We start from the raw sequence: 25,868 nt of genomic DNA on the forward strand, positions 1-25,868 counted from the left end.
GTAATTGAAACCTGCTTGTGTATGGCTACGGATTAAACCGCCGCAGCTCCACCAACAATCTCGGAAATTTCCTGCGTAATCGCAGCCTGACGTGCCTTGTTGTAAACCAGCTGAAGGCTGTTAATCAGGTCACCTGCGTTATCGGTCGCATTTTTCATGGCCAACATACGCGCAGATTGTTCACAAGCATTATTCTCGACCACTGCCTGATACGTTTGAGATTCGACATAACGCACCAGTACCTTATCCAGAAGCTCTTTCGCATCCGGTTCGTACAGGTAATCCCAGTGATCAGAGGTGGTTTCCTCTTCAGCCTGCAAAGGCAGTAGCTGCTGTACGAGGGGTTTCTGGGTCATCGTATTTACAAAGTTGTTATAAACCAGGTAAACACGATCCAGTTCGCCGGCATCGTACGCATCAAGTACTACCTTGACACTACCAATCAGATCGCTCGCAACCGGGGCATCACCGAGCCCGGTTTTAGTTGCCAGAACTTCACCACCATAAGAACGGAAGAAAGTAACAGCCTTAGAGCCGATTGCGCAGAACTTCTGTTCCACACCTTTCTCATTCCACTCTTTCATGCTCTTTAACAGTGCTTTGAACAGGTTAACGTTCAGACCACCACAAAGACCACGATCGGAAGCAACAACGATGTAACCAACACGCTTTACATCACGCTCTTCCATATACTGGTGGCGATATTCCGGAGTTGCATTCGCAATACGGCCTACAACTTTACGAATCTGTTTGGCATAAGGCTGGCTGGCGGCCATGCGATCCTGTGCACGGCGCATCTTACTCGCGGCAACCATTTCCATCGCGCTGGTAATCTTGCGCGTGTTACCGATGCTCGCGATCTGGTTTTTAATCTCTTTTCCGACTGCCATAGCATCTCGCCTTATTCAAAAAACAAACTTAACTCAGTAACGGCCCACAGCAGAGCTGTGGGCAAAACGCTTACCAGGTTTGAGTTGCTTTGAATTGCTCAACACCAGCTTTAAAGCCAGCTTTGATTTCGTCGTTGTAAGCGCCAGATTGGTTAACTTCAGCCATAAAGTCAGCTTTTTCCGCATTAAAATAAGCCAGAATAGCTGTTTCGAAGTCACCAATTTTGTTAACTGGTACATCGTCCAGATAACCTTCGTTAGCGGCGTACAGAACAACACCCATTTCAGCAATGGACATTGGAGAGTACTGCTTCTGCTTCATCAGCTCTGTTACGCGCTGACCATGCTCAAGCTGCTTACGAGTTGCTTCATCAAGATCAGAAGCAAACTGGGAGAATGCTGCCAGCTCGCGGTACTGAGCCAGAGCCAGACGAATACCACCGCCCAGTTTCGAAATCAGTTTAGTCTGAGCTGCACCACCAACACGTGATACCGAGATACCAGCGTTCATTGCAGGACGAATACCCGCGTTAAACATACTGGTCTCAACAAAGATCTGACCATCAGTAATGGAGATCACGTTAGTTGGTACGAATGCAGATACGTCACCACCCTGGGTTTCGATGATAGGCAGTGCGGTAAGAGAACCGGTTTGACCTTTCACTTCGCCCTTCGTGAATTGCTCAACGTACTCAGCATTCACACGGGATGCACGCTCCAGCAAACGGGAGTGCAAATAGAAAACATCACCTGGGTATGCTTCACGACCTGGCGGACGACGCAGCAGCAGGGAAATCTGACGATATGCCCAAGCTTGCTTAGTCAGATCGTCATAAACGATCAGCGCATCTTCACCGCGGTCACGGAAGTATTCACCCATAGTACAACCGGCATACGGAGCCAGGAACTGCATTGCTGCAGGATCAGAAGCACCGGCGTTAACAACGATGGTATTTTCCATCGCGCCATGCTCTTCCAGCTTACGTACAACGTTTGCAATCGTAGACTGCTTCTGACCGATCGCCACGTAAACACAGGTGATACCTGAGTCTTTCTGGTTAATGATCGCATCAATTGCGATAGCAGTTTTACCAATTTGACGGTCGCCAATAATCAGCTCACGCTGACCACGACCTACCGGTACCATCGCATCAATCGCTTTATAACCTGTCTGAACAGGCTGATCTACCGATTGACGGGCGATAACACCCGGTGCAACTTTTTCTACGGCATCTGTCAGTTTGGCATTGATTGGACCTTTGCCATCAACAGGGTTGCCCAGTGCGTCAACAACGCGGCCTTTCAGTTCCGGACCTACCGGTACTTCAAGGATGCGACCAGTACACTTGGCAGTCATGCCTTCTTGCAGTGTCAGATAGTCACCCAACACTACTGCACCCACGGAGTCACGTTCCAGGTTCATCGCCATGCCATAAACGCTGCCAGGGAACTCAATCATTTCCCCGTACATTACGTCAGCCAGACCATGAACGGTTACGATACCGTCAGATACACTTACAATGGTGCCCTCAGTGCGGGCTTCAGAAGAAACATCGGTATTCTCGATGCGCTTCTTGATAATTTCGCTGATCTCAGATGGATTCAGTTGCTGCATGCCATGTCCCTCAAACTCAGGAATTCATTGCCTCGGCCAATTTCGCAAGCTTTCCACGTACTGAACCGTCAATAACAGTATCGCCAGCATGGATAAGTACGCCGCCGATCAGGCTTTGATCAACCTGAGTCTGGATTTTAATTTCACGATTCAGACGCTTTTGCAGAGCTTGTGCCAATTTGGTCTGCTGTTCACTTGTCAGCTCATAGGCAGAAGTAATTTCTACCTCAACCGTTTGTTCCTGTTCTGCTTTCAGCGTCTCAAACTGCTCTGCAATTTGAGGGAACAGAGGCAAACGGCCTACTTCGCTCAGTGTCTGTACAAAATTCTTACCGTTTTCATCCAGGTCAGAGCAGATATCAATAATGATTTCTACTTTCTGTTCCTGACTGATTGCCGGATTGCCCAGAACATTCTGAACCGCTGAGTCTGATACAGCTTCTGCTGCCAGACCCAACATTTTAGACCATTCGGCCAATTTGCCCTGGCTCAAAGCATACTCAAATGCAGCTTTTGCATACGGCCGGGCAACAGTGCTTAATTCAGCCATCGGTCACCTCGCTTAAAGCTCAGCTGCGAGTTTCTCTACAAGCTCAGCGTGGGCTTTTTCGTCAATAGAAGCGTTAAGAACCTGCTCTGCGCCTTTCAGTGCCAATGCTGACACCTGGGCACGAAGCTCTTCTTTCGCACGGTTTACTTCTTGCTCAACTTCAGCTTGAGCAGCAGCAAGTAAACGGGCGCCTTCAGAACGTGCGTTCTCTTTTGCTTCATCAACGATTTGATTAGCTCGCTTGTTTGCTTGCTCTATAATCAGGGCTGCTTGTTCTTTGCCTTCACGCAGCTGTTTACCGGCTTGTTCTTGAGCCAGTTCCAGGTCACGTGCAGCACGACTTGCAGCATCCAAACCATCTGCAATCTTCTTCTGACGAGCCTGCATCGCTTCCATTACTGGAGGCCATACATACTTCATACAAAACCAGACGAAGATCGCAAACGAGATGGCTTGGCCTACGAGTGTTAAGTTCAGATTCACGCCATCACCCCTTGCTTTTCAATGTTGATCTATTAAGGGTTAAAAAAACCAGCTTAAAGATTAACCAGCAAGTTGAGCTACGAACGGATTCGCAAAAGTGAAGAACAGCGCGATACCAACACCGATCATAGTCACAGCATCAAGCAGACCTGCAACAATAAACATTTTCACCTGCAGCATAGGTACCATCTCTGGTTGACGAGCAGCGCCTTCCAGGAATTTACCACCCAGCAGACCAAAACCAATCGCGGTGCCCAGTGCACCCAAACCGATCAGCAGAGCAACAGCAACGGCGGTTAAACCCAGTACTTGTTCCATTTTTTTCTCCCAGTTTTTCTCAAGTTAAAGTTAAGAAAGTTAAAGTTAAAGTTTAAAAAGTTAAAGCAAAAAACAGTGTATCAGTGGTCTTCACAAGCCAGGCTCAGGTACACAATGGTCAGCATCATAAAGATAAATGCCTGCAGAGTAATTACCAGAATGTGGAAGATAGCCCATGGCACAGACAGTGCCCACTGAATCCAGAACGGCATAATTGCGATCAGGATAAAAATCAGTTCACCTGCGTACAGGTTACCGAACAGACGCAGCGCCAGAGAGATCGGTTTAGCAATTAAACCAACACCTTCTAACAGCAGGTTGAACGGCATCATCCATTTACCAAAAGGTTGCAATGTTAGTTCGCCAACAAAGCCGCCAACACCTTTAACCTTGATACTGTAGTAGATGATCAGGAAGAAAACTGCGATGGACATACCAAGCGTTGCATTCACATCTGTGGTCGGAACCACCTTCATGTAATCAACACCCATGGCCATAAACAGAGCTGGCAGGAAATCAACCGGAACCAAATCCATCAGGTTCATCAGAAATACCCAACAGAAGATCGTCAACGCCAGCGGTGCAATTAAACTACTGCGACCGTGGAAGGTATCCTTCACACTCTGATCAACAAATTCCACCATAATTTCAACAAAGTTCTGCAGACCACCGGGAACACCCGTTGTTGCATGCTTCGCCGCTTTGCGGAATAAGAATGTAAAGATAAGACCTAAAAATATAGACCAACCTAAAGTATCAACATGTACCGCCCAGAAGCCCATATCAGCTGCTTCTTTCGCACCATGAGCAAAGCCCAGTGTGCCATCAGGGTGCAGACCGAAGGTCAGGTTCTGAAGGTGGTGTTGAATATACTCGGAAGGTGTCGGATTTGCGCCTGCCATTGTCTTCCTCGAAATTTTTGTAGTAGCCGTTAGTTATTCTTTGCTCACTTTAGTTCCAAGCGTGTTAGCGCTTAACAACCAAAGGTGCGAGCCAGTGAACAACCTGAACTACCGCGTAAGTTAAAAAAAAGGAAATTGGGTTTAAGGGTCGCACTAATATAAAAACCAGTGCAAATAATACGGCCGTTAAACCAAACTTCACTGCTTCTGCTCTGTAAAAAGATTTTACAATCTGCTTTGCCGCCTGAGCACCTTGGTGCATAAACACCTGCCAGGCAAAATACAGATTAGGTACAGAACAAACCATTCCACCAAAAAATGAAGAGTATGCCAGGACCATATCGCCGGTTAATAAACAACCACCCGATACAAACAGAGTAACCAAAACCTGCAGTCCAACAACCCGGATAACTTTGGGTCGCTTCAGCTGTGCGCTTTTGGCGCCCATGTGTTCTCCTAAACATTCTTTGCACTACAAAGATCAGCCATTGCTTTACACAGAGCTGATACAGAGTAACGTCATTTTGTGACCGCAGGATTATAGGTTGATTAGGCAACCCATTCAACTGAATTACCTGCTCAATACCTGATCTAAGACCAATAGATAAGCTTTATTTATCTTTGGGGTGGGGTTTCAAAGAGGGTTTTTATTGAATATGAGACAAGATGCCATCCAGCTCTTCAAGGCTAGAATAATTAATCACCAGCTTACCTTTGCCCTTTTTATTGTGGCTGATATTCACTGCCGCACCCAGAGTCTCAGTCAATTTACGCTGTAAAAATTCAACATCAGCCTGTGGAGCTTGTTCCGCTTTTTCTTCAACCGGCGCCTGAAGTTTACGCACAAAAGCTTCGGTTTGACGCACAGACATACCTTTCGCCACAACCGTTCTTGCAGCTGAACTCTGCTCTTGGCTTTCAAGCCCTAGAATTGCCCGGGCATGCCCCATTTCAAGATCACCATGCTCAAGCATTTTTTTCACATCGTCCGGGAGTGTAATCATGCGAAGCAGATTAGCGACTGCTGAGCGGGACTTTCCGACGGCATCGGCCACCTGCTGCTGAGTCAGTTCAAACTCCTGCTGCAGGCGCTGCAAGGCAAAGGCTTCTTCAATGGGGTTCAGATTCTCACGTTGGATATTTTCAATCAACGCCATCGCAATGGCAGCATCGTCGCTGACATTACGAATAATAACCGGAACCTGATCCAGTTCAGCCAACTGAGCTGCACGCCAACGACGCTCACCGGCGATAATCTCAAAACGCTCATGCTCAAGAGGTCGAACCACAATCGGCTGCATAATGCCCTGGGCACGAATTGAGCTGGCTAGCTCTTCCAGAGACTCGGGGTCCATATCCCGTCGGGGCTGATAACGACCGCGGGCTAAAAACTCAACAGGCAGATGGCGCATATCACCATCTGAATGTTCCCTCTCAACAAGTTGTTCCGGTTGTTCTGCTTTCGTTTCGGGAACCACAGAGACTTCACGGGGTTGAGTCAGGCCAGATGAGCCGGAACCCAATAATGCATCAAGTCCACGACCTAAACCTCGTTTTTTCGCCGACATTGGTTCTCCCATTTCTAAACACTTCAGCAATAATAATTGGAAAAAAATTCAGACCGATGAGCCTGTCTTACGCAGTAGTTCTCCGGCGAGGGCAAGATATGCCAAACTGCCTTTAGATTTTTCATCGTAGATCAAGACAGGCATACCATGACTTGGAGCTTCAGCCAGGCGAACGTTCCGTGGAATAACTGTTTTATAAACCCGTTCATCAAAATGTTTAATGAGTTGCTGCGAAACATCACGGGTCAGACTGTTACGGGGGTCATACATGGTGCGTATAAGCCCTTCAACTCTTAAAGCAGGGTTAACGGTTTCCCGGATATGCTCAATGGTCTCCATCAGGGATGAGAGCCCTTCCAGTGCATAGTATTCGCATTGTACGGGGATAATCACACCATCCGAAGCTGTCAGGGCATTTACGGTGAGCATATTCAGAGATGGCGGACAATCCATCAGGATATAGTCATATTCACTACTCAACTCAGAAAGAACGCGCTTCAATCGAAAATTACCGCCATCAACCTGCAACAGCTGGACTTCTGCCGTGGTCAGATCTGAGTTAGCCGGAAGCAGATCGTAACCTGCGGGGTCAGTTCTGACCCGGACCTGCCCGATACCAGCTTCGCCCAGCAGGAGGTCGCAAACAGAATACTCGCATTCATTCTTATCCACACCGCTCCCCATTGTCGCATTGCCCTGGGGATCCAGATCGATCAGCAGAACTTTGCGGCGAGTGGCTACCAGTGATGCCGCCAGATTAACGCAGGTTGTCGTTTTTCCCACGCCACCTTTCTGGTTGGTTACTGCGAATACATTTGTCATCCGTTTCTTCCTGCTATCAGTTTCTGCCGGTGATCAATAAGATCCGGGGGTACGCTGTAAAAGGGCCAGGTGACGTTCCCCATCGGAGCCAGGAACATCCAACCGATGAACCTCTTTGCAGACCACACCTTCCGGCAGGTTGTTCAGCTCATCTTCAGGGTAAACGCCCTTCATAGCCAACCACTCAGCATTTTGGTTACCCAGTTGAAGTGTCCATTGCATCATATCCTGCAATGAACTGAACGCGCGACTCATCACCTGGTCAAACAGCTGTTCGGGCTGATATTGTTCAACGCGTTTATTGACAACAGTAACATTATCCAACTTCAGAGCAGTGACTGCCTGAAACTGGAAACGACTTTTTTTGCCATTACTATCCATCAGAGTCATTTTCAGATCAGGGCGCACAATCGCTACAGGGATACCGGGTAAACCACCACCAGAGCCCACATCAATACAGTTTGGGCCCTTGATATAAGGCAGAATACTCAGGCTATCCAGCAAGTGACGGTCAACCATCTGAGCCGGATCACGCACAGCCGTTAGATTAAAGGCTTTATTCCATTTTTCCAGTAAGCGAAGGTAATCCATCAGTAACCCCTGTTGCTGATCGCTGATATCCAAGCCCATCGCCTCAATGCCACGGCGTAATTGGTTGTCCAGTGCGTTGTCGTTCAAAGTCTTTACCCGTTCAATCTGAATCTGGCCTGATATCAGGCCGGTGTTTTGGGATTCGTTTTAGTGTTCAGCTGGCTGTTGGTCGCCATTGCACGTTTTTTCAGATGAATCAGCAGCAGCGAAACCGCAGCCGGAGTTACTCCTGATATACGACTCGCTGCGGCCAGCGTTTCCGGACGGCTCTCACTCAGCTTCTGGCGAATCTCTTTCGACATGCCTTCAATACTGTCGTAGTCCAGGTCTGTCGGTAGCTCCGTATCTTCATGGCGGCGCAGTTTTTCAATATCATCCTGCTGACGGCTGATATAACCGGCATATTTCACCTGAATCTGAACCTGATCAGCTACTTGTGGATTATCCACAGGCTCGCCTTTTAAGGATGCAAGATCATCATACTCAAGTTCAGGGCGTTTCAGCAGATCCAGCAGATTATATTCGCGGGTCATGGGCTGGCCGGTTTTGGCTTCAACCGCCGCAGCCTGTTCTGTCTTAGGCTGAATCCAGGTACCACTCAGGCGACTGGTTTCCTGCTCAATCTGTTCTTTTTTAGCGCTAAATGCGGCCCATCGCAGATCATCCACCAGACCCAGCTCACGACCTTTTTCTGTTAACCGGAGATCGGCATTATCTTCCCGCAGAATCAAACGATATTCCGCACGACTGGTAAACATACGATAGGGCTCACTGGTGCCATGGGTGATCAGATCATCCACCATCACGCCAATATAAGCTTCATCACGGCGCGGATACCAGGCGTCTTTCCCCTGGGCTCGCAGACCGGCATTCAATCCGGCTAACAACCCCTGTGCCCCTGCCTCTTCGTAGCCTGTGGTTCCGTTGATCTGTCCGGCAAAATAGAGGTTGGGGACAAATTTAGTTTCCAGTGTGTGCTTCAGATCCTGTGGATTAAAAAAGTCGTACTCAATGGCATAGCCCGGACGCATGATATGGGCATTTTCCATACCCCGAATCGAACGTACCAGCTCCAGCTGGATATCAAACGGCAAACTGGTGGAGATGCCATTTGGGTACAGCTCATGGGTTGTAAGACCTTCCGGCTCGATAAAAACCTGGTGGGAGTCTTTATCAGAAAAGCGGTGGATTTTATCTTCGATTGAAGGGCAGTATCGAGGACCGACACCTTCGATAACACCGGTATACATAGGTGAGCGATCCAGACCGGAGCGAATAATATCGTGGGTGCGCTCATTGGTGTGTGTAATGTAACAGCAGATCTGTTCTGGATGATCATCCAGCGATCCCATGAACGACATGACCGGTGTTGGACTATCTCCCGGCTGAGCTTCCATCTTTGAGAAATCAACAGATTTGGCATCGATACGCGGCGGTGTACCGGTTTTCAGTCGGCCAACGCGAAATGGCATCTCACGTAAACGATTTGCCAGAGTGATTGATGGAGGATCACCGGCACGGCCACCAGACTGGGTTTCAAGACCAATATGAATAACGCCACCGAGAAAAGTCCCTGCGGTCAGTACAACAGTTGCTGAGTGGAAACGAATCCCTGAGCTGGTGACAACACCTGCCGCTTTGTCGCCATCCATAATCAGATCATCAGCGGCTTGTTGAAAAATCGTCAGATTTTCCTGATTTTCCAGAATAGTTCGGATGGCCGCTTTGTACAAAATCCGATCAGCCTGGGCACGTGTTGCCCGAACGGCAGGGCCTTTACGGCTGTTCAGTACGCGAAATTGAATACCACCTTTATCCGTTGCAAGTGCCATTGCACCGCCCAGGGCATCAATCTCTTTCACCAGATGACTTTTACCGATCCCCCCGATAGCAGGGTTACAGGACATCTGCCCCAAGGTTTCAATATTATGAGTCAGCAGAAGAGTTTGGCAGCCCATTCTTGCTGATGCCAAAGCGGCTTCCGTTCCCGCATGACCTCCACCGATCACTATTACATCAAAGCGGGTTGGATAATCCACAATATCACCTCTGGTTATCTGGTTGTGCACAACATCGGCTGATTAAAACCCCGCATGCTTGATACACAAATGACTGGTTTCGCGAAGGCAGACAAGTATATACCTGCCTGCGCAAATGAGAAGGGTTGTAAATGCTGTCAATATGAAGTTTTTTCGCCTTTTTCCCACAATTAACATTATTAAAGTCATTTATTTAATAAGTTAGTTATAGTGATTATTGTTGTGTGGATAAAATCTGTGGATAAGTAGCGCCAGTTCCCGTTATAGAGGGGTTTTTGCTTGTGTTTAAGTCTTCGGGTTTCCTAAGGATTAGCTCGGGGTATCCTGAGAAGATGTTGTGGGTAAATAGGTGACTTATCAACAGTGCTTTTTGTAGCCAGTTTATCCATAAGGTTTAGCCACAACCATACATCTGTTATACCGTCGGTTTTTTAAGGTAAAAAAAGTGAAAACTTTTTTTCAGGCATAAAAAAACCCGCCTTTTAAGGGGCGGGTTTCTTAAACCAAACAGGTTTTAAGCGATGTCAGACATCTGTCTTTTCACGCTAAAAGGCTGATTAGCTTTCATCGCTACGTGGCTTACGAGGTGCATCATTGCGACGAGGACGGCCACCACGGTTCTCACCACGAGGACGATCGTTACGCGGACGGCGCGGTGGACGATCGCCACGGGGCTCATCTTTCGGCGCAGGTCCTTTATCAACACTGATATTCATTGCAACCTGACGTACACGAGTCTTCTGCAGGTGATTCAGTACATCTGAAGGCATACCATCAGGCAGTTCAACGGTGCTGAACTGGTCGTACAGGCGAATATTGCCGATATACTTACTTTCGATACCCGCTTCATTCGCGATAGCACCTACAACATCACCCGGCTGAAGACCATCGCTACGACCCACTTCAATGCGGTAGCGAACGAAATCAACATCAGTAGGCCGTTCACGACGAGGACGACGCTCTCCGCGCTCACCACCACGTTCATTACGGTCGTTGCGATCGCGACGCTCATTACGCTCACGGGGTGGACGCTCAGGTTCTGGTGGCAGAATCAGTGGGCGTTTTTCCTGAACCTTCCAGGCCAGCGTTGCTGCAATATCTTCCAAAGAGATTTCATTCTCTTCTGTCAGCTGTTGAATCAGCTTACGGAAAAAATCCATATCTGCGCCAACGGCTGCGGACATTTCAACCACACTGTCTTTAAACTGCTTAACACGCTGATCAGCAACCATCTCGCGGGTCGGCAGATCCATACGTTCAATGCGCTGACGGGTTGCACGTTCAATAGCACGCAGCATACCCCGCTCACGGGGTGTTACGAACAAAATGGCATCACCGATACGACCGGCACGACCCGTACGACCAATACGGTGTACATAAGCTTCAGTATCGTATGGAATATCATAGTTGATAACGTGAGTAATACGCTCAACATCCAAACCACGGGCGGCAACGTCTGTGGCAATAACGATATCCAGCTTACGGTTTTTCAGCTGATTAACGGTACGTTCACGCAATGCCTGGTTCATATCACCATTCAATGCAGATGCACTATAACCACGGGCTTCCAGCTTTTCAGCCAGCTCAACGGTAGCATTTTTGGTACGAACGAAAATAATCGCCGCATCAAAATTTTCCGTTTCCATAATACGGGTCAGAGCATCCATTTTGTTAACACCACTAACCTGCCAATAGCGCTGGTTGATGGTATCAACAGTAGAGGTTTTGGCCGCGATGCTGATTTCCTGAGCACCGTCAAGATGACGACGAGCTACTTTGCGAATCTCATTCGGCATAGTGGCGGAGAACAGAGCAACCTGACGGGGCTGAGGAACTTGTTCAAGAATCCAGTCCACATCATCGATGAAACCCATTTTTAACATTTCATCGGCTTCATCCAATACCACAGCTTTCATGGTAGAGGTGTCTAAGGTTCCACGGCGCAGGTGATCCATAACACGGCCTGGTGTACCAACAATAACCTGAGGGCCACGACGCAGCTGCTTCAGCTGCAGAGTCATGCTATGGCCACCATAGATTGGCAGTACATGGAATCCACGCATATCACGAGCATAGCGTTGGAATGCTTCCGCAACCTGGATCGCCAGCTCACGGGTAGGCGTCAGAACTAAAACCTGTGGGCTGTTCTGACGGACATCAATTCTGGATAGCAGTGGCAAAGCAAAAGATGCCGTTTTACCGGTACCGGTTTGTGCCTGACCCAACAGGCTTTCGCCTTTTAACAGAACCGGAATACTCGCGGCCTGAATCGGGGAAGGAGTTTCGTAACCAATCTCTTTTACGGATGCTACAAGTGCTTCGGGAAGGCCCAGCTCATCAAAGCTGGATACAACAGTTTCTTCTGATGACATTCAAGGGTTACCTGAGTCGTTAAGGTATAAATGACGGAACCCTTGGCATCTCATCCAAGCATACTGACGCGGTAAAATATCGCTCAATATCAATTACGGGTTCCACTTCGCTTAAAAGGAGTCTGTACCACTTACAAGGAGCGGTATGCTGCTCACTAATACAGATAGCCTACATTGGCTATCTCATTGGCAGGGTACGCGCTGTGCGCAATCGGGGCTGATTCGAGGATCAGATTCGGAGAAAACAGCAGTCTTTCACCCTGAGGGGCACGCATTGTGCCTGCATTTGAGGCTAAAATCCAATTTAGTTTCGATTTATTGGCACTTATTTGTCCTTTAACCGGTAAAATTGAATATTCCCGTTCAAATGGTTCATTTTAAGCTGTGCCCGGCTAGGTTTATCTTGTCCTACCGCTTATTTCAGAGGTTGATGTGCTGCGCTCTCTTTTTCATCATGCTGATCAATTGCTTACGCAATATCGTCCTTTCTGGCAGATGCGCCCTTTCTATATCCGGCAACTCAGTGAGTGTAGTCAGTTGCCGGAGCATCTTCTGTCTAAGCTAACAAAATTGGATCAGAAAGAATTTGAGCAATTAAGTCAAAACTCAGAGGCAAGCCAGCAATGGCTGCAACCCTGGCTACCTTGCCTGGACGAATTAGAACAGATTCAGCGCAGCATTCCTGGTGTGGATAACTCTGAAACGTCCTCACAGCAGGACTCAGTGAGCATAAAACATTTGAGCACAGGAATTCCCGGTCGCAAATGGAGCCAGATTGAGCAGTTTATTAATTCCCTGCCAATTACTGGAGACACAGCAAAGCACAAACTACTCGAATGGTGTGCCGGCAAAGGTCATCTGGGCCGGCTGCTGTCCATCCGTAAAGGCTATGAGGTCACCAGTCTTGAGTGGCAACACAGCCTTTGTATTCAGGGTGAAGCGCTGATCCATCAGCAAAAAAAACGCTATCCACAACTGCAACAACGCATGCAGCAAGGTGATGCACTGTCTGATGATGTGTCCCGACTTTTAAATCAGCATAATACTGCCGTCGCTCTTCATGCCTGTGGTGATCTGCATACTCACCTGATCAGCCAGTGCTGTAACTCTGCACAAGCTATTAAACAGCTTGCGGTTGCGCCCTGTTGTTATCACCTGACCGCAGATGATATTTATCAGCCGCTGTCGAAGGCGGGGCAGGGTAGCCTGTTAAGCCTCGATCGACAGGACCTGAAAATCCCGCTGCAGGAAACTGTCACTGGTGGTCAGCGTGTCAGCCGCTTGCGGGATATCGAACTGCACTGGCGTTTAAGCTTCGATTTTTTGCGCCAGTCACTGACAGGGGAAACCCGTTATAAACCTCTGCCTGCTTTTCCTAAAAAACTGCTCTCCGGTGAATTCAACGATTTTGTCCTCTGGGCTCTGATCAATCGTGAGCTGTTAAGCGATAATCATGACTCCGACAATTTGCCCTTCAACGAACGAGAAATGTCTCAGGCGTTAACGGAAGGGGCTGAAAAGCTGCTTGTGGTACGCAAGCTGGAATGGCTGCAAAGCCATTTTCGGCGTGTGTTGGAAATATGGCTGGTAGCAGATCGTGCACTGGCGCTTGAAGAAGCAGGGTTTCACGTGGAACTTTATCAGTTCTGCGATAAAGCTGTCAGTCCGAGAAACCTGCTGATTCTGGCTCGGCGATAATCACGACGCTTTTTTGTGATTTGGACTCAGTTTCAGCTTTTTCTGTTCAGCGCGAACATTGATCAGATTACCACTAAACATCACGGCAGCCCCTACGAGCACCCAGATATCCACCGACTCCTGATAAAGCAGATAGCCAACACACATAATCAGAGGTAAACGTAGAAAATCCATCGGCACAACCACGGTTGCATCCGCCAGTTTAAATGCACGGGTCATGCAGTAATGAGCACTCATCGCCGTCACACCCACGAGAACGATCCAGGGCAACATCTCCCAACTTGGCCACTGCCAGTCTAAAACGCTGGGTATCATGCCAAAGGGCAGCTGCATGAGGGTCATATAAAACAGAATGGTCAAAGGTGCGTCGGTAGCTGAAAGCGCTTTGGTCTGGATATAAGAAAAGGCATAGCCGACAGCGCCGGCCAAAACCGCGAAGGCAGCAGGATTAAGCCCTTCGCTTGTCGGTCTCAGAATCATCAGCAGCCCGGTAAGACCGAGCACCAAAGCGATGATACGGGCAAGGGAAAGTTTTTCACCCAACAGAAAAAAAGCAAACAGCGCTGTCCAAACCGGGGTCGTGAATTCGATAGCGATCACCTCAGCTAAGGAGATATACGCTAGCCCGTAGAACCAGCCGTACTGTCCGGCATAGTGGGCTATATTCCTCAAACCATGACGCATCAGATGCTGCGTTTTCATCAGATGTAAACCCTGGTATGAAATCAGAGCACTGATCAAAAAAACACCGATAACACTGCGGAAGAAGAGAATATGGTAGGTTTCAAGCTCAGCGGAAAGCTCACGACCTGAAACAGCCATCGCCATAAAGGAGAGCAGTGCACCGGACATCCACAAGGCTGCCCGAACCGGTTTACTGAATTCCATAACTTATCATCCTGACCCGGTTAGCGTCTTACTTACCAACACAGAAAGAGCCGAAGATCTTACCCAGCAGGTCGTCGGCACTCATCTGTCCGGTGATCTCACCCAGCGCCTGTTGTGCCATGCGCAGGTCTTCTGCCAGCAGTTCACCTGCACCCATATTCAGCAGCTGATAGTGGCCGTTATTAATAAACTCACCGGCCTGTTCCAGTGCATCCAGATGACGGCGACGGGCACTGAAACCACCTTCGGTACTGCCGGTATAACCCACGGTCTCTTTCAGGTGCTGCGTCAAATTATCCACACCCTCGCCGGAACGGGCACAAAGCCGGATCACCGGTCGCTCTGTGGACAAATCAATGCCTGCTGTTTCACCGCTCTGGTCAATCTTGTTGCGGACGACGGTTACCGGTACGGAAGGGGGCAGCTGGTCGATAAACTCCGGCCATAAGGTATGGGGGTCGTTAACCTGAGTTGCGGTACTGTCGACCATCAGCAAAACACGGTCGGCCTGTTTGATCTCATTCCAGGCCCGCTCAACACCAATTTTTTCAACCTGATCCGGGGTTTCACGAAGACCCGCGGTATCAACAATATGCAGAGGCATACCATCAATATGAATCTGTTCCCGCAAGACATCCCGGGTAGTTCCGGCAATATCCGTGACGATGGCGCTGTCTTTACCGGACAGGCAGTTCAGCAAGCTGGATTTACCGGCATTAGGACGCCCGGCAATCACAACGGTCATACCTTCCTGCATAAGAGCTCCCTGGCTGGCGCTGTCTTGCACCTGTCGCAACTCCTCTCGAATAGCATTAAGATCTGCCATTACTTTGCCGTCTGCCAGAAAATCGATCTCTTCCTCCGGAAAGTCGATCGCCGCTTCCACATATATTCGCAGGTTGGTTAACTTATCCACAAGTTGATGAACTTTCTCAGAAAAAGCCCCCTGTAAAGAGCGCACCGCATTACGGGCTGCTTGCTCCGAAACACTATCGATCAGGTCGGCAATCGCTTCGGCTTGAGCCAGATCCATCTTATCATTCAGGAATGCCCGCTCAGAGAACTCACCGGGTCGAGCCATGCGTACGCCACAGGCTAAAACCCGTTTCAGCATCATATCCATAATGATGGGGCCACCGTGACCTTGAAGCTCCAGCACATCTTCGCCGGTAAAAGAGTTGGGGCCAGGAAAATACAGGGCGATACCTTCATCCATCACACCGCCATCTTCACTATAAAAAGGGCCGTAATGGGCATAGCGGGGTTTCGGTATAACACCAAGTAGCTGTTCAGCCAATAAGGCAGATTTTGGTCCAGAGACGCGAATAATACCCACACCGCCACGACCCGGAGGGGTTGCCTGTGCAGCAATCGTATCAATGGTGTATGCAGCGCTCTGTGTCATGGCCAAAATCCCCGTAATAATCTTAGTGTTGAACAACAATGGTCAGGCTTACATCAAAATACCGAATGATATCCAAACCGCTTACTTTAGGCTTAAGCTAAACCCGCATGAATAACTTAAAACAGGTTGTGGGTAAAACGAAAAAAGCCCCCGAAGGGGCTTTTCAAGCAAAAATTAGCCGATGCTAAGCTTTTGCTTTTTTATCATCACTGCCTTCTTCAATACGCTTGGTAATGACATATTGCTGAGCGATAGACAGTACGTTATTCACAACCCAGTACAGTACCAGACCCGCAGGGAACCACAGGAAGAAGACTGTAAAGACAACAGGCAGTGCTTTCATCAGCTTCGCCTGCATCGGATCGGGAGGCGTTGGGTTCAACAGCTGCTGAATAAACATGGAGGCACCCATAATAATCGGCAGCACAAAGTACGGATCTTTTACCGAGAGATCTTCAATCCAAAGCATGAAGGGTGCATGGCGCAATTCCACACTTTCCATCAGCATCCAGTACAAGGCAATAAATACCGGCATCTGGATCAGAATTGGCAGACAACCACCAATAGGGTTGATCTTCTCTTTCTTATACAGCTCCATCATCGCCTGAGACATCTTCTGACGATCTTCACCATATTTTTCTTTCATCCGCTGCAGTTCCGGACCGACACGGCGCATATTCGCCATGGAGCGGTATGCAGATGCAGACAGGTGGAAGAATGCCGCCTTAATCATCACGGTCAGGATAATAATCGACCAGCCCCAGTTACCCAGGAAACCATGAAGCAGGTTGAGCATCCAGAATAGGGGTTGTGCGATAAACCAGAGCCAACCGAAGTCAACGGTCAATTCCAGGTTTGGAGCGGCTGACTCCAGCTGCTCCTGCACCTTAGGACCAACATATAAGTTGCTGCCCAAAGTAACTTGCTCACCAGGTTGCAGAACCGTTTCAGGGCTGGAGAAACCTACGATGTTATCACCCCGGGATGTGCTCCGGGTGCTGTACTCCTGTTTGATATTCTGATCAGGAATCCAGGCGCTGACAAAGTAGTGCTGGATCATCGCAACCCAACCACCTACTGATTCACGCTTAACATCCGCTTCCTGAATATCTTCAAACGTGATTTTTTCATATTTCTCGTTAGCTGTAGAAATAGCAGCTCCCAGATAGGAGACCATGCCCATGCCTTCAGCCTGAGTCGGATCTGGCGAGTTATCACGCTTTAATTGAGCAAAGTAATAACCAGACCAGGTTTCACTACCGGCATTATTGACAAGGTACTCAACACGAATGTTGTAACTGTCCCGCTTCAGAGTGAAGCGCTTAGTGATTTGCACGCCGGTGCTCTGAACAAAATTCAGGTCAACCTGAAGGCTATTTTCACCTTCCGTTAGCTCATAACTGGTTTTTTCTGCGCTGAACAGAGGACGACCGCCACGGGAAGCATCCGGGCCATTGACACCAGCCAGACCGCTTTGCGCAACATAAGTACGGACTTTACTACGTTCCAGCAAAACAAAAGGAGTATCCGAAGTACTCACCTGAGCAAGATGCTCCGGGAGTGCTGCAAAAACGATGTCACCGCCTTTTGGATCGATACGAAGATCCAATACGTTGGTGCGCACTTCAATCAGAGAAGTACTGGCTTCTGACGTGTTAGGCAAGTCGCCACGGGTAGAATTCTGGGGGATATCTTCCTGGACCAGATCATTCCCTGACGATGCTTCAGATGGAAGAGTATTCTGTACCACAGGTGCCTGAGCTTGTGGGCCATAATCTTTATTCCACTGAACCACCATCAGATAAGATACTAAGGCCAGGGAGATGATCAAAAATAAACGTTTGACGTCCATGGGTATGCTCTTACCGGATTCGTGTTGAAAAATGAAATGCTATTTTGAGTGTGGCGCTGCTCTCTGGCAAGCCATACCAGGGATAAATCTTTGAAATAGCATCAGGATTGTTATTTTTCCGGACGAGGTTTCCGCTTACCACGAGATTTGTGGTCGGACTTTTGACCGGATAGCTTCTTGCGGTGCAATGTCTCTAGCCGTTTCCAAGCCAAATTAAGCTGGTGAGCATATTCTTCTGAAGAGAGATCACTGAGACCCTTCTGGGTGAGTAAGACAAGATCCATCGCGGGCATCTGATGCTTATTCAACCGAAACGATTCACGGGTAAGACGTCTGATCCGATTTCGATCAACAGCTCGACGAAGATTTTTTTTAGCCAGAATCTGGCCGATGCGAGGATGGGGCAGAGCATTGGGACGGGCAAGAATCATAAAACAACGACCAAACACTTTGATCTGGACGTCATCAAATACGGAGCGGTAATCCCCGGCAGTCAGAAGCCTGACATCCCGGGGAAACCCGTAACTGGTCATCGTGCTAATAAATCAGCAAACCAGAAATCAGGCACTCAGACGTACGCGGCCTTTGGCACGACGACGAGTGATGATTTTACGACCATTTTTGGTCGCCATACGAGCACGGAATCCGTGATTACGCTTGCGTTTCAGAACGCTTGGTTGAAAAGTTCTTTTCATGACTGTATTCCCACACTTTCACTTTCAAAATGGCGCAGAAAGTGCGCCTAGTCTTTGATCAGGGCGGAGATTCTAGAGAATAACGCCTGAGACTTCAAATATTTCCTGAAGAAAAAGTGGTTGTGCATAACTTTATTCGCCAAGAACTCACCTTAGATGCCTGAATTTTAAGCATTAAGCAGCGGCTTTGCATCCTTAAAATCTTCTGCACGATGGTTAAGACTTCTCCGCCAGTATTTTAACTCAGAGGATTTTCACTGATTACTTGGCAGGAACTCTCTGGAAGATCTAAACAGAACAGTTATCCAAGTTGTAAACATAATCAATATAGATTTATTAAATAAAGAAAGATAATAGTAGTGATATATATAGAAGAAAGACTTTTCTGTGGATAAGCGACTAGAACCCACAGGCTGACTGATTTGAGCCATTGTATAACCCAGAAGATAAAAACCATTTTAATTGTCAGTATGCTCGGAGCGAGCTGTGGATAAGATTACACCTTATACACATGCAAAATTATCCCTTGTTTGCTCCCCAGTGCTTAACCTAACCAGGCGACCCTGTTATCCACAGCTGTAAAAGTAATGAAATTCCCTGATATCATGCGCTGCATGTGGATAACCTAAGCCTTAACCGATAAAATGATCCTTTGTTTTTCTTGGGGATCGACTGTGTCTTTAGCACTTTGGCAGAAATGCTTAGGTTACTTACAGGATGAGCTGCCTTCTCAGCAGTTTAATACCTGGATTCGCCCTCTTCAGGCTGATACTGAAGGGCAAAGTCTGAAACTGTTAGCACCTAACCGTTTTGTTCTCCAGTGGGTCTCTGATAAATATCTGGCACGGATTTCTGAACTGTTGAATGAGCTGAGTAATGATCAGCCACCGCAGCTTATTCTGGAGATTGGCAGTAAACGAACGGCTTCAGCCCCTGAGGCAACGACACGACCTGTAACGCCGCCTGGTGTGATTGTCCGTACATCCCCACCACGACCTCACTTTGTCCAGGAGCCCGAGCCAGAGTCATCAGCAGACACCTCTGGTAAGCTGAATTCCACTCAGGCATCTTCAGGCAGGAGTGTTGCTTCACCTTCTGGCCAGAACTCAGGTACGTCTTCGGTCAAGTCTGAGCGTACGGTGCAGGTTGATGGGGCGCTGAAACACCAGAGTGCTCTGAACCCTAACCACACTTTTGAAACCTTTGTGGAAGGTAAATCCAATCAGCTGGCCCGGGCTGCATCCCGACAGGTTGCTGAAAACCCCGGTGGAGCTTATAACCCGTTGTTTCTGTATGGCGGGGTAGGTTTAGGTAAAACTCACCTTATGCACGCTGTGGGAAACTTTCTGGTACAGCAAAACCCCAATGCCAAGGTGATGTACCTCCACTCTGAACGTTTTGTAGCGGATATGGTGAAAGCTCTTCAGCTGAATGCGATTAATGACTTTAAACGTCTCTACCGTAGTGTGGATGCCCTGCTGATCGATGATATTCAGTTTTTTGCCGGTAAAGAGCGCTCACAGGAAGAGTTTTTCCATACGTTTAATGCTCTGCTTGAAGGCGGGCAGCAGATGATTCTGACCAGTGATCGTTTTCCAAAGGAGATCAGTGGTATGGAGGAGCGTTTAAAATCTCGCTTTGGTTGGGGTTTAACGGTGGCAATTGATCCGCCGGAGCTGGAAACCCGAGTAGCGATTCTTAAAAAGAAAGCAGACCAGGCGAGAGTTTTATTATCTGATGATGCTGCTTTCTTCATCGCCCAGAAAATCCGCTCCAATGTGCGGGATCTTGAAGGTGCACTGAAAAAAGTGATTGCGGATTCTCACTTCAGAGGACAGCCCATCACCACTGACTTTATCCGGGAATCTCTGCGCGATCTGTTTGCGGTTCAGGATAAGCAGGTTGGTATCGATAATATTCAGCGTACTGTGGCGGAATACTACAGCATTAAAGTGCCGGATCTTTTATCGAAACGACGAAGCCGCTCGGTTGCCCGACCACGTCAGGTCGCTATGGCGTTGGCGAAAGAACTGACAAATCACAGTTATCCTGAGATTGGTGATGCTTTTGGCGGGCGTGATCACACCACCGTTTTGCATGCTTGTCGTAAAGTAAAAGAGTTACAGGAAGAGAATGCTGAGATCCGTGAGGACTACAAAAGCCTCTTAAGAGCGCTGACCAGCTAAGCTGGGTTGTCCCGGTATTGAAAGAAAAAACGAATTAAGTGTGTCTGAAGCATTGAATACTTCAACATCAGTTAAATTTTTATGGAATAGTCTGTTATGAAATTTACCGTCTCCCGTGAAGCTCTGTTGCGACCGCTTCAGCTGTTGAATGGTGTTGTTGAGCGTCGTCAAACGCTCCCCGTGCTGTCTAATGTACTGGTTGTTGCGGACCCCCAAGGATTGTCTTTGACGGGTACGGATCTGGAAGTGGAAATTCTGAGCCACTTATCTATTGATGGCGCCGTTGAAGTGCCGGGAGCGACCACTGTTCCAGCGAAGAAACTTTTCGATATTTGTAAATCTCTTCCTGATCAGTCTCAGATTGAATTTTCCCTTCAGGATCAGAAGGTTATCATTCGGTCAGGCCGAAGCCGTTTCTCCTTGTCCACACTTCCGGCAGCAGAATTTCCTAAAGTGGAAGAGAGTCAGCAGGACCTTTCTTTTGAGTTGACACAGAAAGAGTTCAAGCGATTACTTGATCGCTCTTCCTTTGCCATGGCACAAAATGATGTGCGTTATTATTTGAACGGATTACTGCTGGAACTGAGCCCCGGTATGCTGCGCAGTGTGGCAACCGATGGTCACCGTTTGGCAACGTGCTCTCTGGCGATAGATCATGGTGCAACCAGTGTTGTTCGTTCGATTGTTCCCCACAAGGGTATTGTTGGTCTGGGGCGTTTGTTTGATGATTCAGACACACCGGTGCAGGTGGTTCTTGGTAGTAATCATATCCGTGTTAAAACCGGTGACTATGTTTTCACCTCCAAACTGGTGGATGGTAAATTCCCGGATTATGAGCGTGTGATCCCCCGTAATGGTAATAAGGTCGTTGTTGCCGACCGGCAGGAGCTACGTGAAGTTCTTCATCGGGCCTCTATTCTTTCTAATGAGAAATACCGTGGTGTTCGGCTTTGCCTGACAGATAGTAACCTTGAAGTCACGGCAAATAATCCTACTGAGCAAGAAGAAGCTGAAGAAAATATCAGTGTAAATTATCAGGGCGACTCTCTGGAAATTGGCTTTAACGTGACGTACGTTTTAGATGTGCTGGATGTACTCAATAATGAGCAGATCAAGATTACGGCTTCGGATGCTAATAGTAGTGCTTTGATTGAAGAGTTTGGCTCGGATGATGACTCTCTTTATGTTGTTATGCCTATGCGCCTGTAAGATCCCGGGTGTCTGAATCGTATCATCATGCAGAACTTATTAGAGAAAACTGCCTGTTTAAAGCCTTACCTAAGCGGTAAGGCTTTATTTATTTTCCCCGTTAGATCGATCAGAGGCCGAAGGAAATGAGTATACGACGGCTGGATATTGCAGGTTTCAGGAATCTGACGTCTGCACAGTTACAACCGGCCTCAGGCGTAAATCTGATTATTGGTGAAAATGGTGCAGGGAAAACCTCAATACTGGAGGCGATCTCTGTCCTTTCCACCGGGCGATCTTTCCGTGCCAGTCGCACACCGGCCATCATTAACTTTGAACAGGATGCTTACACCCTGTTTGCCGAAGTTTTTAATGCTCTTGCTGCCCATCAACAGATTGTTCCTATCGGTATTTCCCGGAACAGACAGGGCGAACAGCAGATCCGAATTGCAGGTCAACAGGCGAGGACCGCATCTCAGCTAGCCGAATTGCTCCCGGTACAAACTATCAATTCTGAGTCTTTTCAGTTACTTGAAGGCTCCCCCAAAGTTCGTCGCCAGTTTGTTGACTGGGGGGTGTTTCACGTGGAACATGTTTTTTTTCCGGTATGGCAAGCGGGGCAAAAAGCGCTGAAACAGCGCAATAAGCTACTGAAATATGGTAAAATGCAGGGCTCTGCGCAGCATGATACATGGGATGAGGCGTTGGCTGGGTATGCGGAACAAATCGATCTTTACCGCGCTCGCTACGTTGAGATGCTAATACCTGAGTTTAAGTCAACTCTGTCGGAGTTAGCATTCTCGGATGAGGTGTCTCTCAGTTATTACCGGGGATGGGATCGAACAGTTTCCTGTCTTGATGCACTGCGCCAAAATAGAGAAAAAGACCTGGCACTTGGCTTCACTCAGTCAGGGCCGCACAGAGCAGATCTTAAAATCAGGGTTAACAAACTACCCGCGGTAGACGTGTTATCCCGTGGACAACAAAAATTAGTGGTGTGCGCTTTGCTTTTAGCTCAGGGGCGGCTGATGCAGAAAGTAACCGGAAAACAGAGTATATATCTGGTTGATGACCTGCCTGCTGAGCTGGACAGTGAACACCGAAATTATTTATGCCAGGTGCTGGAAGAGATGCAGTGCCAGGTTTTTATTACCAGTGTGGAGGCGGATGCACTGATCCAATCTTGGTCAGCGTCAACGCCAATGACTGTGTTTCACGTGAAACATGGTGAGTTAGATCACACACCCGGGCCCGCTGCCATCAGGTAAGCTGAGCCGGCTGTAAACACAGGAACAGGATATGAGCGAACAATCATACGATTCATCCAGCATTAAGGTTTTAAAAGGTCTCGATGCGGTTCGTAAGCGTCCAGGGATGTATATCGGCGACACCGATGATGGAACAGGCCTGCACCATATGGTGTTTGAGTTGGTGGATAACTCAATTGATGAGGCGCTGGCGGGTCATTGTTCTGATATTAAGGTCATTATCCACCCGGACGAGTCGATTACAGTATCAGACGACGGCCGTGGTATTCCTGTGGATATGCACGAAGAAGAAGGTGTGTCAGCCGCTGAAGTAATTATGACCGTGCTGCACGCTGGTGGTAAGTTTGATGATAATAGCTACAAAGTATCCGGTGGCTTGCATGGAGTTGGTGTTTCCGTTGTAAACGCCCTTTCCGAGAAACTGACACTGACGGTATGGCGCAGTGGTAAAGTTCATGAGCAGGTTTATGTTCATGGCGTACCTGAAACACCGTTACGCGTAATCGGTGAAACGGAAAAAACCGGCACAGAAACCCGCTTTCACCCTTCACCTGAAACCTTTACTAACGTTGAGTTTCACTACGATATTCTGGCAAAACGCCTGCGCGAACTCTCTTTTCTGAACTCTGGTGTCAGTATCACGCTGACCGATGAACGCTCGGGACGTACTGATAACTTCAAATATGAAGGTGGCCTGAGTGCCTTTGTTGAGTATCTGAATCAGAATAAAACAGCATTGAATGATGTATTCCATTTTTCGGCAGAGCGTGAAGATGGAACCGGGGTTGAAGTGGCTCTCCAGTGGAACGATTCCTATCAGGAAAACATCTACTGCTTTACTAACAATATTCCTCAGCGTGATGGTGGTACCCACCTTGCCGGTTTTCGTGCAGCCTTAACCCGCACACTGAATAACTATATTGAGCAGGACCCTAAGGTCAAAAAAGATAAAGCGAACACCTCCGGTGAAGATGCCCGCGAAGGATTGACCGCCATTGTCTCTGTGAAAGTGCCTGACCCTAAGTTCTCATCACAAACTAAAGATAAACTGGTTTCTTCGGAAGTGAAATCTGCAGTTGAGCAAGAGATGGGGCGTCTGTTTGCTGATTACCTGCTGGAAAAACCGAACGAAGCTAAAGCAATCGTTAATAAAATGATTGATGCTGCCCGGGCCCGTGAAGCTGCCCGTAAAGCCCGTGAGATGACACGCCGTAAAGGGGCCCTGGATATTGCCGGTTTACCGGGAAAACTGGCCGACTGCCAGGAGAAGGACCCGGCTCTGTCAGAGCTTTACTTAGTGGAGGGTGATTCTGCAGGCGGTTCTGCCAAGCAGGGTCGTAACCGTAAAACTCAGGCGATTTTGCCACTGAAAGGTAAGATCCTGAACGTCGAGAAAGCACGTTTTGATAAAATGCTGTCGTCGGCAGAGGTTGGGACTCTGATTACCGCCATGGGCTGCGGTATTGGCCGGGAAGAGTTCAACCCGGATAAACTACGCTATCACTCCATTATCATTATGACGGATGCTGATGTGGATGGTTCTCACATCCGCACATTGCTGCTGACCTTTTTCTTCCGTCAGATGCCGGAATTGATTGAGCGTGGCCATATTTTTATTGCTCAGCCACCTCTGTACAAAATTAAACGGGGTAAGCATGAGCAGTATCTGAAAGATGAACTGGCTCTGGAAGAGTACCTGACGAATACCGCTCTTGATGGTGGCGCTCTATACGTTAACCCTGAGGCCCCCGGGATTACTGGCGAAGCGCTCGGAGGACTGGTTGCCAGTTATCAGGATGTAGCACGTCGCATTACTCGTTTGTATCGTGCATATCCTCAACCTGTGCTGGATCAGATGTTGGATCTTCCATTACTTGACGATACGGCTTTAGCTGACAGAGCAGCCGTTCAGGCCTGGATTGATCAACTGAAAGCGGTTCTGGAAGAGAATGCAGGCCGACACCCGGCAATGCGTTTTGAATGGCGTGTATCGCATGATAGTGAGCGTAGTGTGTACCTGCCGGAAGTGACTATTTTAGCCCATGGTGTACCAACCGAGTATCGGTTTGGATTGGACTTCTTTAAGTCTCAGGATTACAAGGCGATCAGTGAGCTGGCAGCACGGTTAGACGGCTTACTGGAAGAGGGTGCTTATGTTAAGCGTGGCGAGCGTAAACGTGAAGTAAGCCGCTTCTCTGATGCTCTGACCTGGCTATTGGGCGAAGCCCGCCGTGGCTTCAGTATTCAGCGCTACAAAGGTCTGGGTGAGATGAACCCCAGCCAGCTCTGGGAAACCACCATGGACCCGGAAACCCGTCGTATGCTACGGGTTAGTATTGAAGATGCTGTTGCTGCAGATCAGATTTTCACGACTCTGATGGGGGATGAAGTAGAGCCTCGCCGTGACTTTATCGAAACCAACGCCCTGACCGTTGCAAATTTGGACGTTTAAGGTTTAGCTAGCGGGCTTATACCTCCATAACATATTTTGGAGGTGTACCTTACACCTTACCGCTAAAATGAAAAAAGCCTGCACGA

Annotated in this window: 22 protein-coding genes; 5 read left to right on the forward strand and 17 right to left on the reverse strand. The window is 48.3% G+C overall.

From position 1 onward, the window contains the following. Positions 1–32: 32 nt before the first annotated feature. The 12 genes from atpG to BTA35_RS10390 all read right to left on the reverse strand — a co-directional run bounded on the left by atpG (position 33) and on the right by BTA35_RS10390 (position 12,150). The gene (gene atpG / locus BTA35_RS10335) at positions 33–890 is read right to left on the reverse strand and encodes a F0F1 ATP synthase subunit gamma (RefSeq protein WP_078319715.1); all 858 of its coding nucleotides are present in this window, start codon (positions 888–890) and stop codon (positions 33–35) included. A gap of 70 nt (positions 891–960) precedes the next feature. Next, the gene (gene atpA, locus BTA35_RS10340; RefSeq protein ID WP_078319716.1) at positions 961–2,505 is read right to left on the reverse strand and encodes a F0F1 ATP synthase subunit alpha; all 1,545 of its coding nucleotides are present in this window, start codon (positions 2,503–2,505) and stop codon (positions 961–963) included. A 16-nt stretch (positions 2,506–2,521) separates the two neighbouring features. Then, complete coding sequence (locus BTA35_RS10345) at positions 2,522–3,055, reverse strand: F0F1 ATP synthase subunit delta (RefSeq protein ID WP_078319717.1); 534 nt, start codon at positions 3,053–3,055, stop codon at positions 2,522–2,524. A gap of 12 nt (positions 3,056–3,067) precedes the next feature. Next, positions 3,068–3,538, reverse strand: coding sequence for a F0F1 ATP synthase subunit B (locus BTA35_RS10350; protein ID WP_078319718.1), 471 nt, complete (start codon positions 3,536–3,538; stop codon positions 3,068–3,070). Between the two features lie 60 nt (positions 3,539–3,598). Next, a complete protein-coding gene (gene atpE, locus BTA35_RS10355) occupies positions 3,599–3,856 on the reverse strand; it encodes a F0F1 ATP synthase subunit C (RefSeq protein ID WP_028299499.1) in 258 nt (85 codons plus the stop codon). An 80-nt stretch (positions 3,857–3,936) separates the two neighbouring features. Continuing rightward, positions 3,937–4,758, reverse strand: coding sequence for a F0F1 ATP synthase subunit A (gene atpB, locus BTA35_RS10360; protein ID WP_078319719.1), 822 nt, complete (start codon positions 4,756–4,758; stop codon positions 3,937–3,939). Between the two features lie 64 nt (positions 4,759–4,822). Beyond that, positions 4,823–5,206 (reverse strand): F0F1 ATP synthase subunit I, encoded by a 384-nt coding sequence (locus tag BTA35_RS10365; protein WP_078319720.1) that lies wholly within the window; start codon positions 5,204–5,206, stop codon positions 4,823–4,825. 199 nt (positions 5,207–5,405) lie between these two features. Beyond that, the gene (locus BTA35_RS10370) at positions 5,406–6,326 is read right to left on the reverse strand and encodes a ParB/RepB/Spo0J family partition protein (protein ID WP_078319721.1); all 921 of its coding nucleotides are present in this window, start codon (positions 6,324–6,326) and stop codon (positions 5,406–5,408) included. A 48-nt stretch (positions 6,327–6,374) separates the two neighbouring features. After that, positions 6,375–7,148 (reverse strand): ParA family protein, encoded by a 774-nt coding sequence (locus BTA35_RS10375; RefSeq protein WP_078319722.1) that lies wholly within the window; start codon positions 7,146–7,148, stop codon positions 6,375–6,377. Positions 7,149–7,181: 33 nt separating this feature from the next. Beyond that, positions 7,182–7,826: a 16S rRNA (guanine(527)-N(7))-methyltransferase RsmG gene (gene rsmG / locus BTA35_RS10380; RefSeq protein WP_238377557.1), complete on the reverse strand. Its 645-nt coding sequence runs from the start codon at positions 7,824–7,826 to the stop codon at positions 7,182–7,184. A gap of 35 nt (positions 7,827–7,861) precedes the next feature. Continuing rightward, positions 7,862–9,778 (reverse strand): tRNA uridine-5-carboxymethylaminomethyl(34) synthesis enzyme MnmG, encoded by a 1,917-nt coding sequence (gene mnmG / locus BTA35_RS10385; protein WP_078319797.1) that lies wholly within the window; start codon positions 9,776–9,778, stop codon positions 7,862–7,864. 557 nt (positions 9,779–10,335) lie between these two features. Beyond that, positions 10,336–12,150, reverse strand: a complete 1,815-nt coding sequence (locus BTA35_RS10390) for a DEAD/DEAH box helicase (protein WP_078319723.1) — start codon at positions 12,148–12,150, stop codon at positions 10,336–10,338. A gap of 432 nt (positions 12,151–12,582) precedes the next feature. Here BTA35_RS10390 and BTA35_RS10395 point away from each other — a divergent pair, with 432 nt between their 5' ends. Next, positions 12,583–13,848: a methyltransferase gene (locus BTA35_RS10395; protein WP_078319724.1), complete on the forward strand. Its 1,266-nt coding sequence runs from the start codon at positions 12,583–12,585 to the stop codon at positions 13,846–13,848. On the opposite strand, the gene BTA35_RS10400 is transcribed toward BTA35_RS10395, so the two are convergent. The 5 genes from BTA35_RS10400 to rpmH all read right to left on the reverse strand — a co-directional run bounded on the left by BTA35_RS10400 (position 13,849) and on the right by rpmH (position 18,688). Continuing rightward, positions 13,849–14,736, reverse strand: a complete 888-nt coding sequence (locus tag BTA35_RS10400; RefSeq protein WP_078319725.1) for a DMT family transporter — start codon at positions 14,734–14,736, stop codon at positions 13,849–13,851. 28 nt (positions 14,737–14,764) lie between these two features. Next, a complete protein-coding gene (mnmE, locus tag BTA35_RS10405) occupies positions 14,765–16,141 on the reverse strand; it encodes a tRNA uridine-5-carboxymethylaminomethyl(34) synthesis GTPase MnmE (protein ID WP_078319726.1) in 1,377 nt (458 codons plus the stop codon). A gap of 184 nt (positions 16,142–16,325) precedes the next feature. After that, a complete protein-coding gene (gene yidC / locus BTA35_RS10410) occupies positions 16,326–17,993 on the reverse strand; it encodes a membrane protein insertase YidC (protein WP_078319727.1) in 1,668 nt (555 codons plus the stop codon). 110 nt (positions 17,994–18,103) lie between these two features. Continuing rightward, a complete protein-coding gene (rnpA, locus tag BTA35_RS10415; RefSeq protein WP_078319728.1) occupies positions 18,104–18,526 on the reverse strand; it encodes a ribonuclease P protein component in 423 nt (140 codons plus the stop codon). 27 nt (positions 18,527–18,553) lie between these two features. After that, positions 18,554–18,688 carry a 50S ribosomal protein L34 gene (gene rpmH / locus BTA35_RS10420; RefSeq protein WP_078319729.1) on the reverse strand — a complete coding sequence of 45 codons (135 nt, stop codon included), beginning with the start codon at positions 18,686–18,688 and terminating at the stop codon, positions 18,554–18,556. 674 nt (positions 18,689–19,362) lie between these two features. Between rpmH and dnaA the strand changes: the two genes are divergently transcribed. The 4 genes from dnaA to gyrB all read left to right on the forward strand — a co-directional run bounded on the left by dnaA (position 19,363) and on the right by gyrB (position 25,782). Further along, positions 19,363–20,874, forward strand: coding sequence for a chromosomal replication initiator protein DnaA (dnaA, locus tag BTA35_RS10425; protein ID WP_078319730.1), 1,512 nt, complete (start codon positions 19,363–19,365; stop codon positions 20,872–20,874). A 96-nt stretch (positions 20,875–20,970) separates the two neighbouring features. Next, positions 20,971–22,083 (forward strand): DNA polymerase III subunit beta, encoded by a 1,113-nt coding sequence (dnaN, locus tag BTA35_RS10430; protein WP_078319731.1) that lies wholly within the window; start codon positions 20,971–20,973, stop codon positions 22,081–22,083. Between the two features lie 125 nt (positions 22,084–22,208). After that, positions 22,209–23,330: a DNA replication/repair protein RecF gene (gene recF / locus BTA35_RS10435; RefSeq protein WP_078319732.1), complete on the forward strand. Its 1,122-nt coding sequence runs from the start codon at positions 22,209–22,211 to the stop codon at positions 23,328–23,330. 31 nt (positions 23,331–23,361) lie between these two features. After that, positions 23,362–25,782 carry a DNA topoisomerase (ATP-hydrolyzing) subunit B gene (gyrB, locus tag BTA35_RS10440; RefSeq protein ID WP_078319733.1) on the forward strand — a complete coding sequence of 807 codons (2,421 nt, stop codon included), beginning with the start codon at positions 23,362–23,364 and terminating at the stop codon, positions 25,780–25,782. Positions 25,783–25,868: the final 86 nt, after the last annotated feature.

Source organism: Oceanospirillum linum (assembly GCF_001995095.2).
GTDB classification, from domain to species: domain Bacteria; phylum Pseudomonadota; class Gammaproteobacteria; order Pseudomonadales; family Halomonadaceae; genus Oceanospirillum; species Oceanospirillum linum.

Coding starts and splice junctions, on each gene's coding strand:
- mnmE (WP_078319726.1), bottom strand. CDS start 16,141: ATGACACAGAGCGCTGCATACACCATTGATACGATTGCTGCACAGGCA.
- yidC (WP_078319727.1), bottom strand. CDS start 17,993: ATGGACGTCAAACGTTTATTTTTGATCATCTCCCTGGCCTTAGTATCT.
- atpE (WP_028299499.1), bottom strand. CDS start 3,856: ATGGAACAAGTACTGGGTTTAACCGCCGTTGCTGTTGCTCTGCTGATC.
- rnpA (WP_078319728.1), bottom strand. CDS start 18,526: ATGACCAGTTACGGGTTTCCCCGGGATGTCAGGCTTCTGACTGCCGGG.
- atpA (WP_078319716.1), bottom strand. CDS start 2,505: ATGCAGCAACTGAATCCATCTGAGATCAGCGAAATTATCAAGAAGCGC.
- BTA35_RS10345 (WP_078319717.1), bottom strand. CDS start 3,055: ATGGCTGAATTAAGCACTGTTGCCCGGCCGTATGCAAAAGCTGCATTT.
- BTA35_RS10400 (WP_078319725.1), bottom strand. CDS start 14,736: ATGGAATTCAGTAAACCGGTTCGGGCAGCCTTGTGGATGTCCGGTGCA.
- gyrB (WP_078319733.1), top strand. CDS start 23,362: ATGAGCGAACAATCATACGATTCATCCAGCATTAAGGTTTTAAAAGGT.
- rpmH (WP_078319729.1), bottom strand. CDS start 18,688: ATGAAAAGAACTTTTCAACCAAGCGTTCTGAAACGCAAGCGTAATCAC.
- atpB (WP_078319719.1), bottom strand. CDS start 4,758: ATGGCAGGCGCAAATCCGACACCTTCCGAGTATATTCAACACCACCTT.
- BTA35_RS10370 (WP_078319721.1), bottom strand. CDS start 6,326: ATGTCGGCGAAAAAACGAGGTTTAGGTCGTGGACTTGATGCATTATTG.
- recF (WP_078319732.1), top strand. CDS start 22,209: ATGAGTATACGACGGCTGGATATTGCAGGTTTCAGGAATCTGACGTCT.
- atpG (WP_078319715.1), bottom strand. CDS start 890: ATGGCAGTCGGAAAAGAGATTAAAAACCAGATCGCGAGCATCGGTAAC.
- BTA35_RS10365 (WP_078319720.1), bottom strand. CDS start 5,206: ATGGGCGCCAAAAGCGCACAGCTGAAGCGACCCAAAGTTATCCGGGTT.
- dnaN (WP_078319731.1), top strand. CDS start 20,971: ATGAAATTTACCGTCTCCCGTGAAGCTCTGTTGCGACCGCTTCAGCTG.
- BTA35_RS10375 (WP_078319722.1), bottom strand. CDS start 7,148: ATGACAAATGTATTCGCAGTAACCAACCAGAAAGGTGGCGTGGGAAAA.
- BTA35_RS10390 (WP_078319723.1), bottom strand. CDS start 12,150: ATGTCATCAGAAGAAACTGTTGTATCCAGCTTTGATGAGCTGGGCCTT.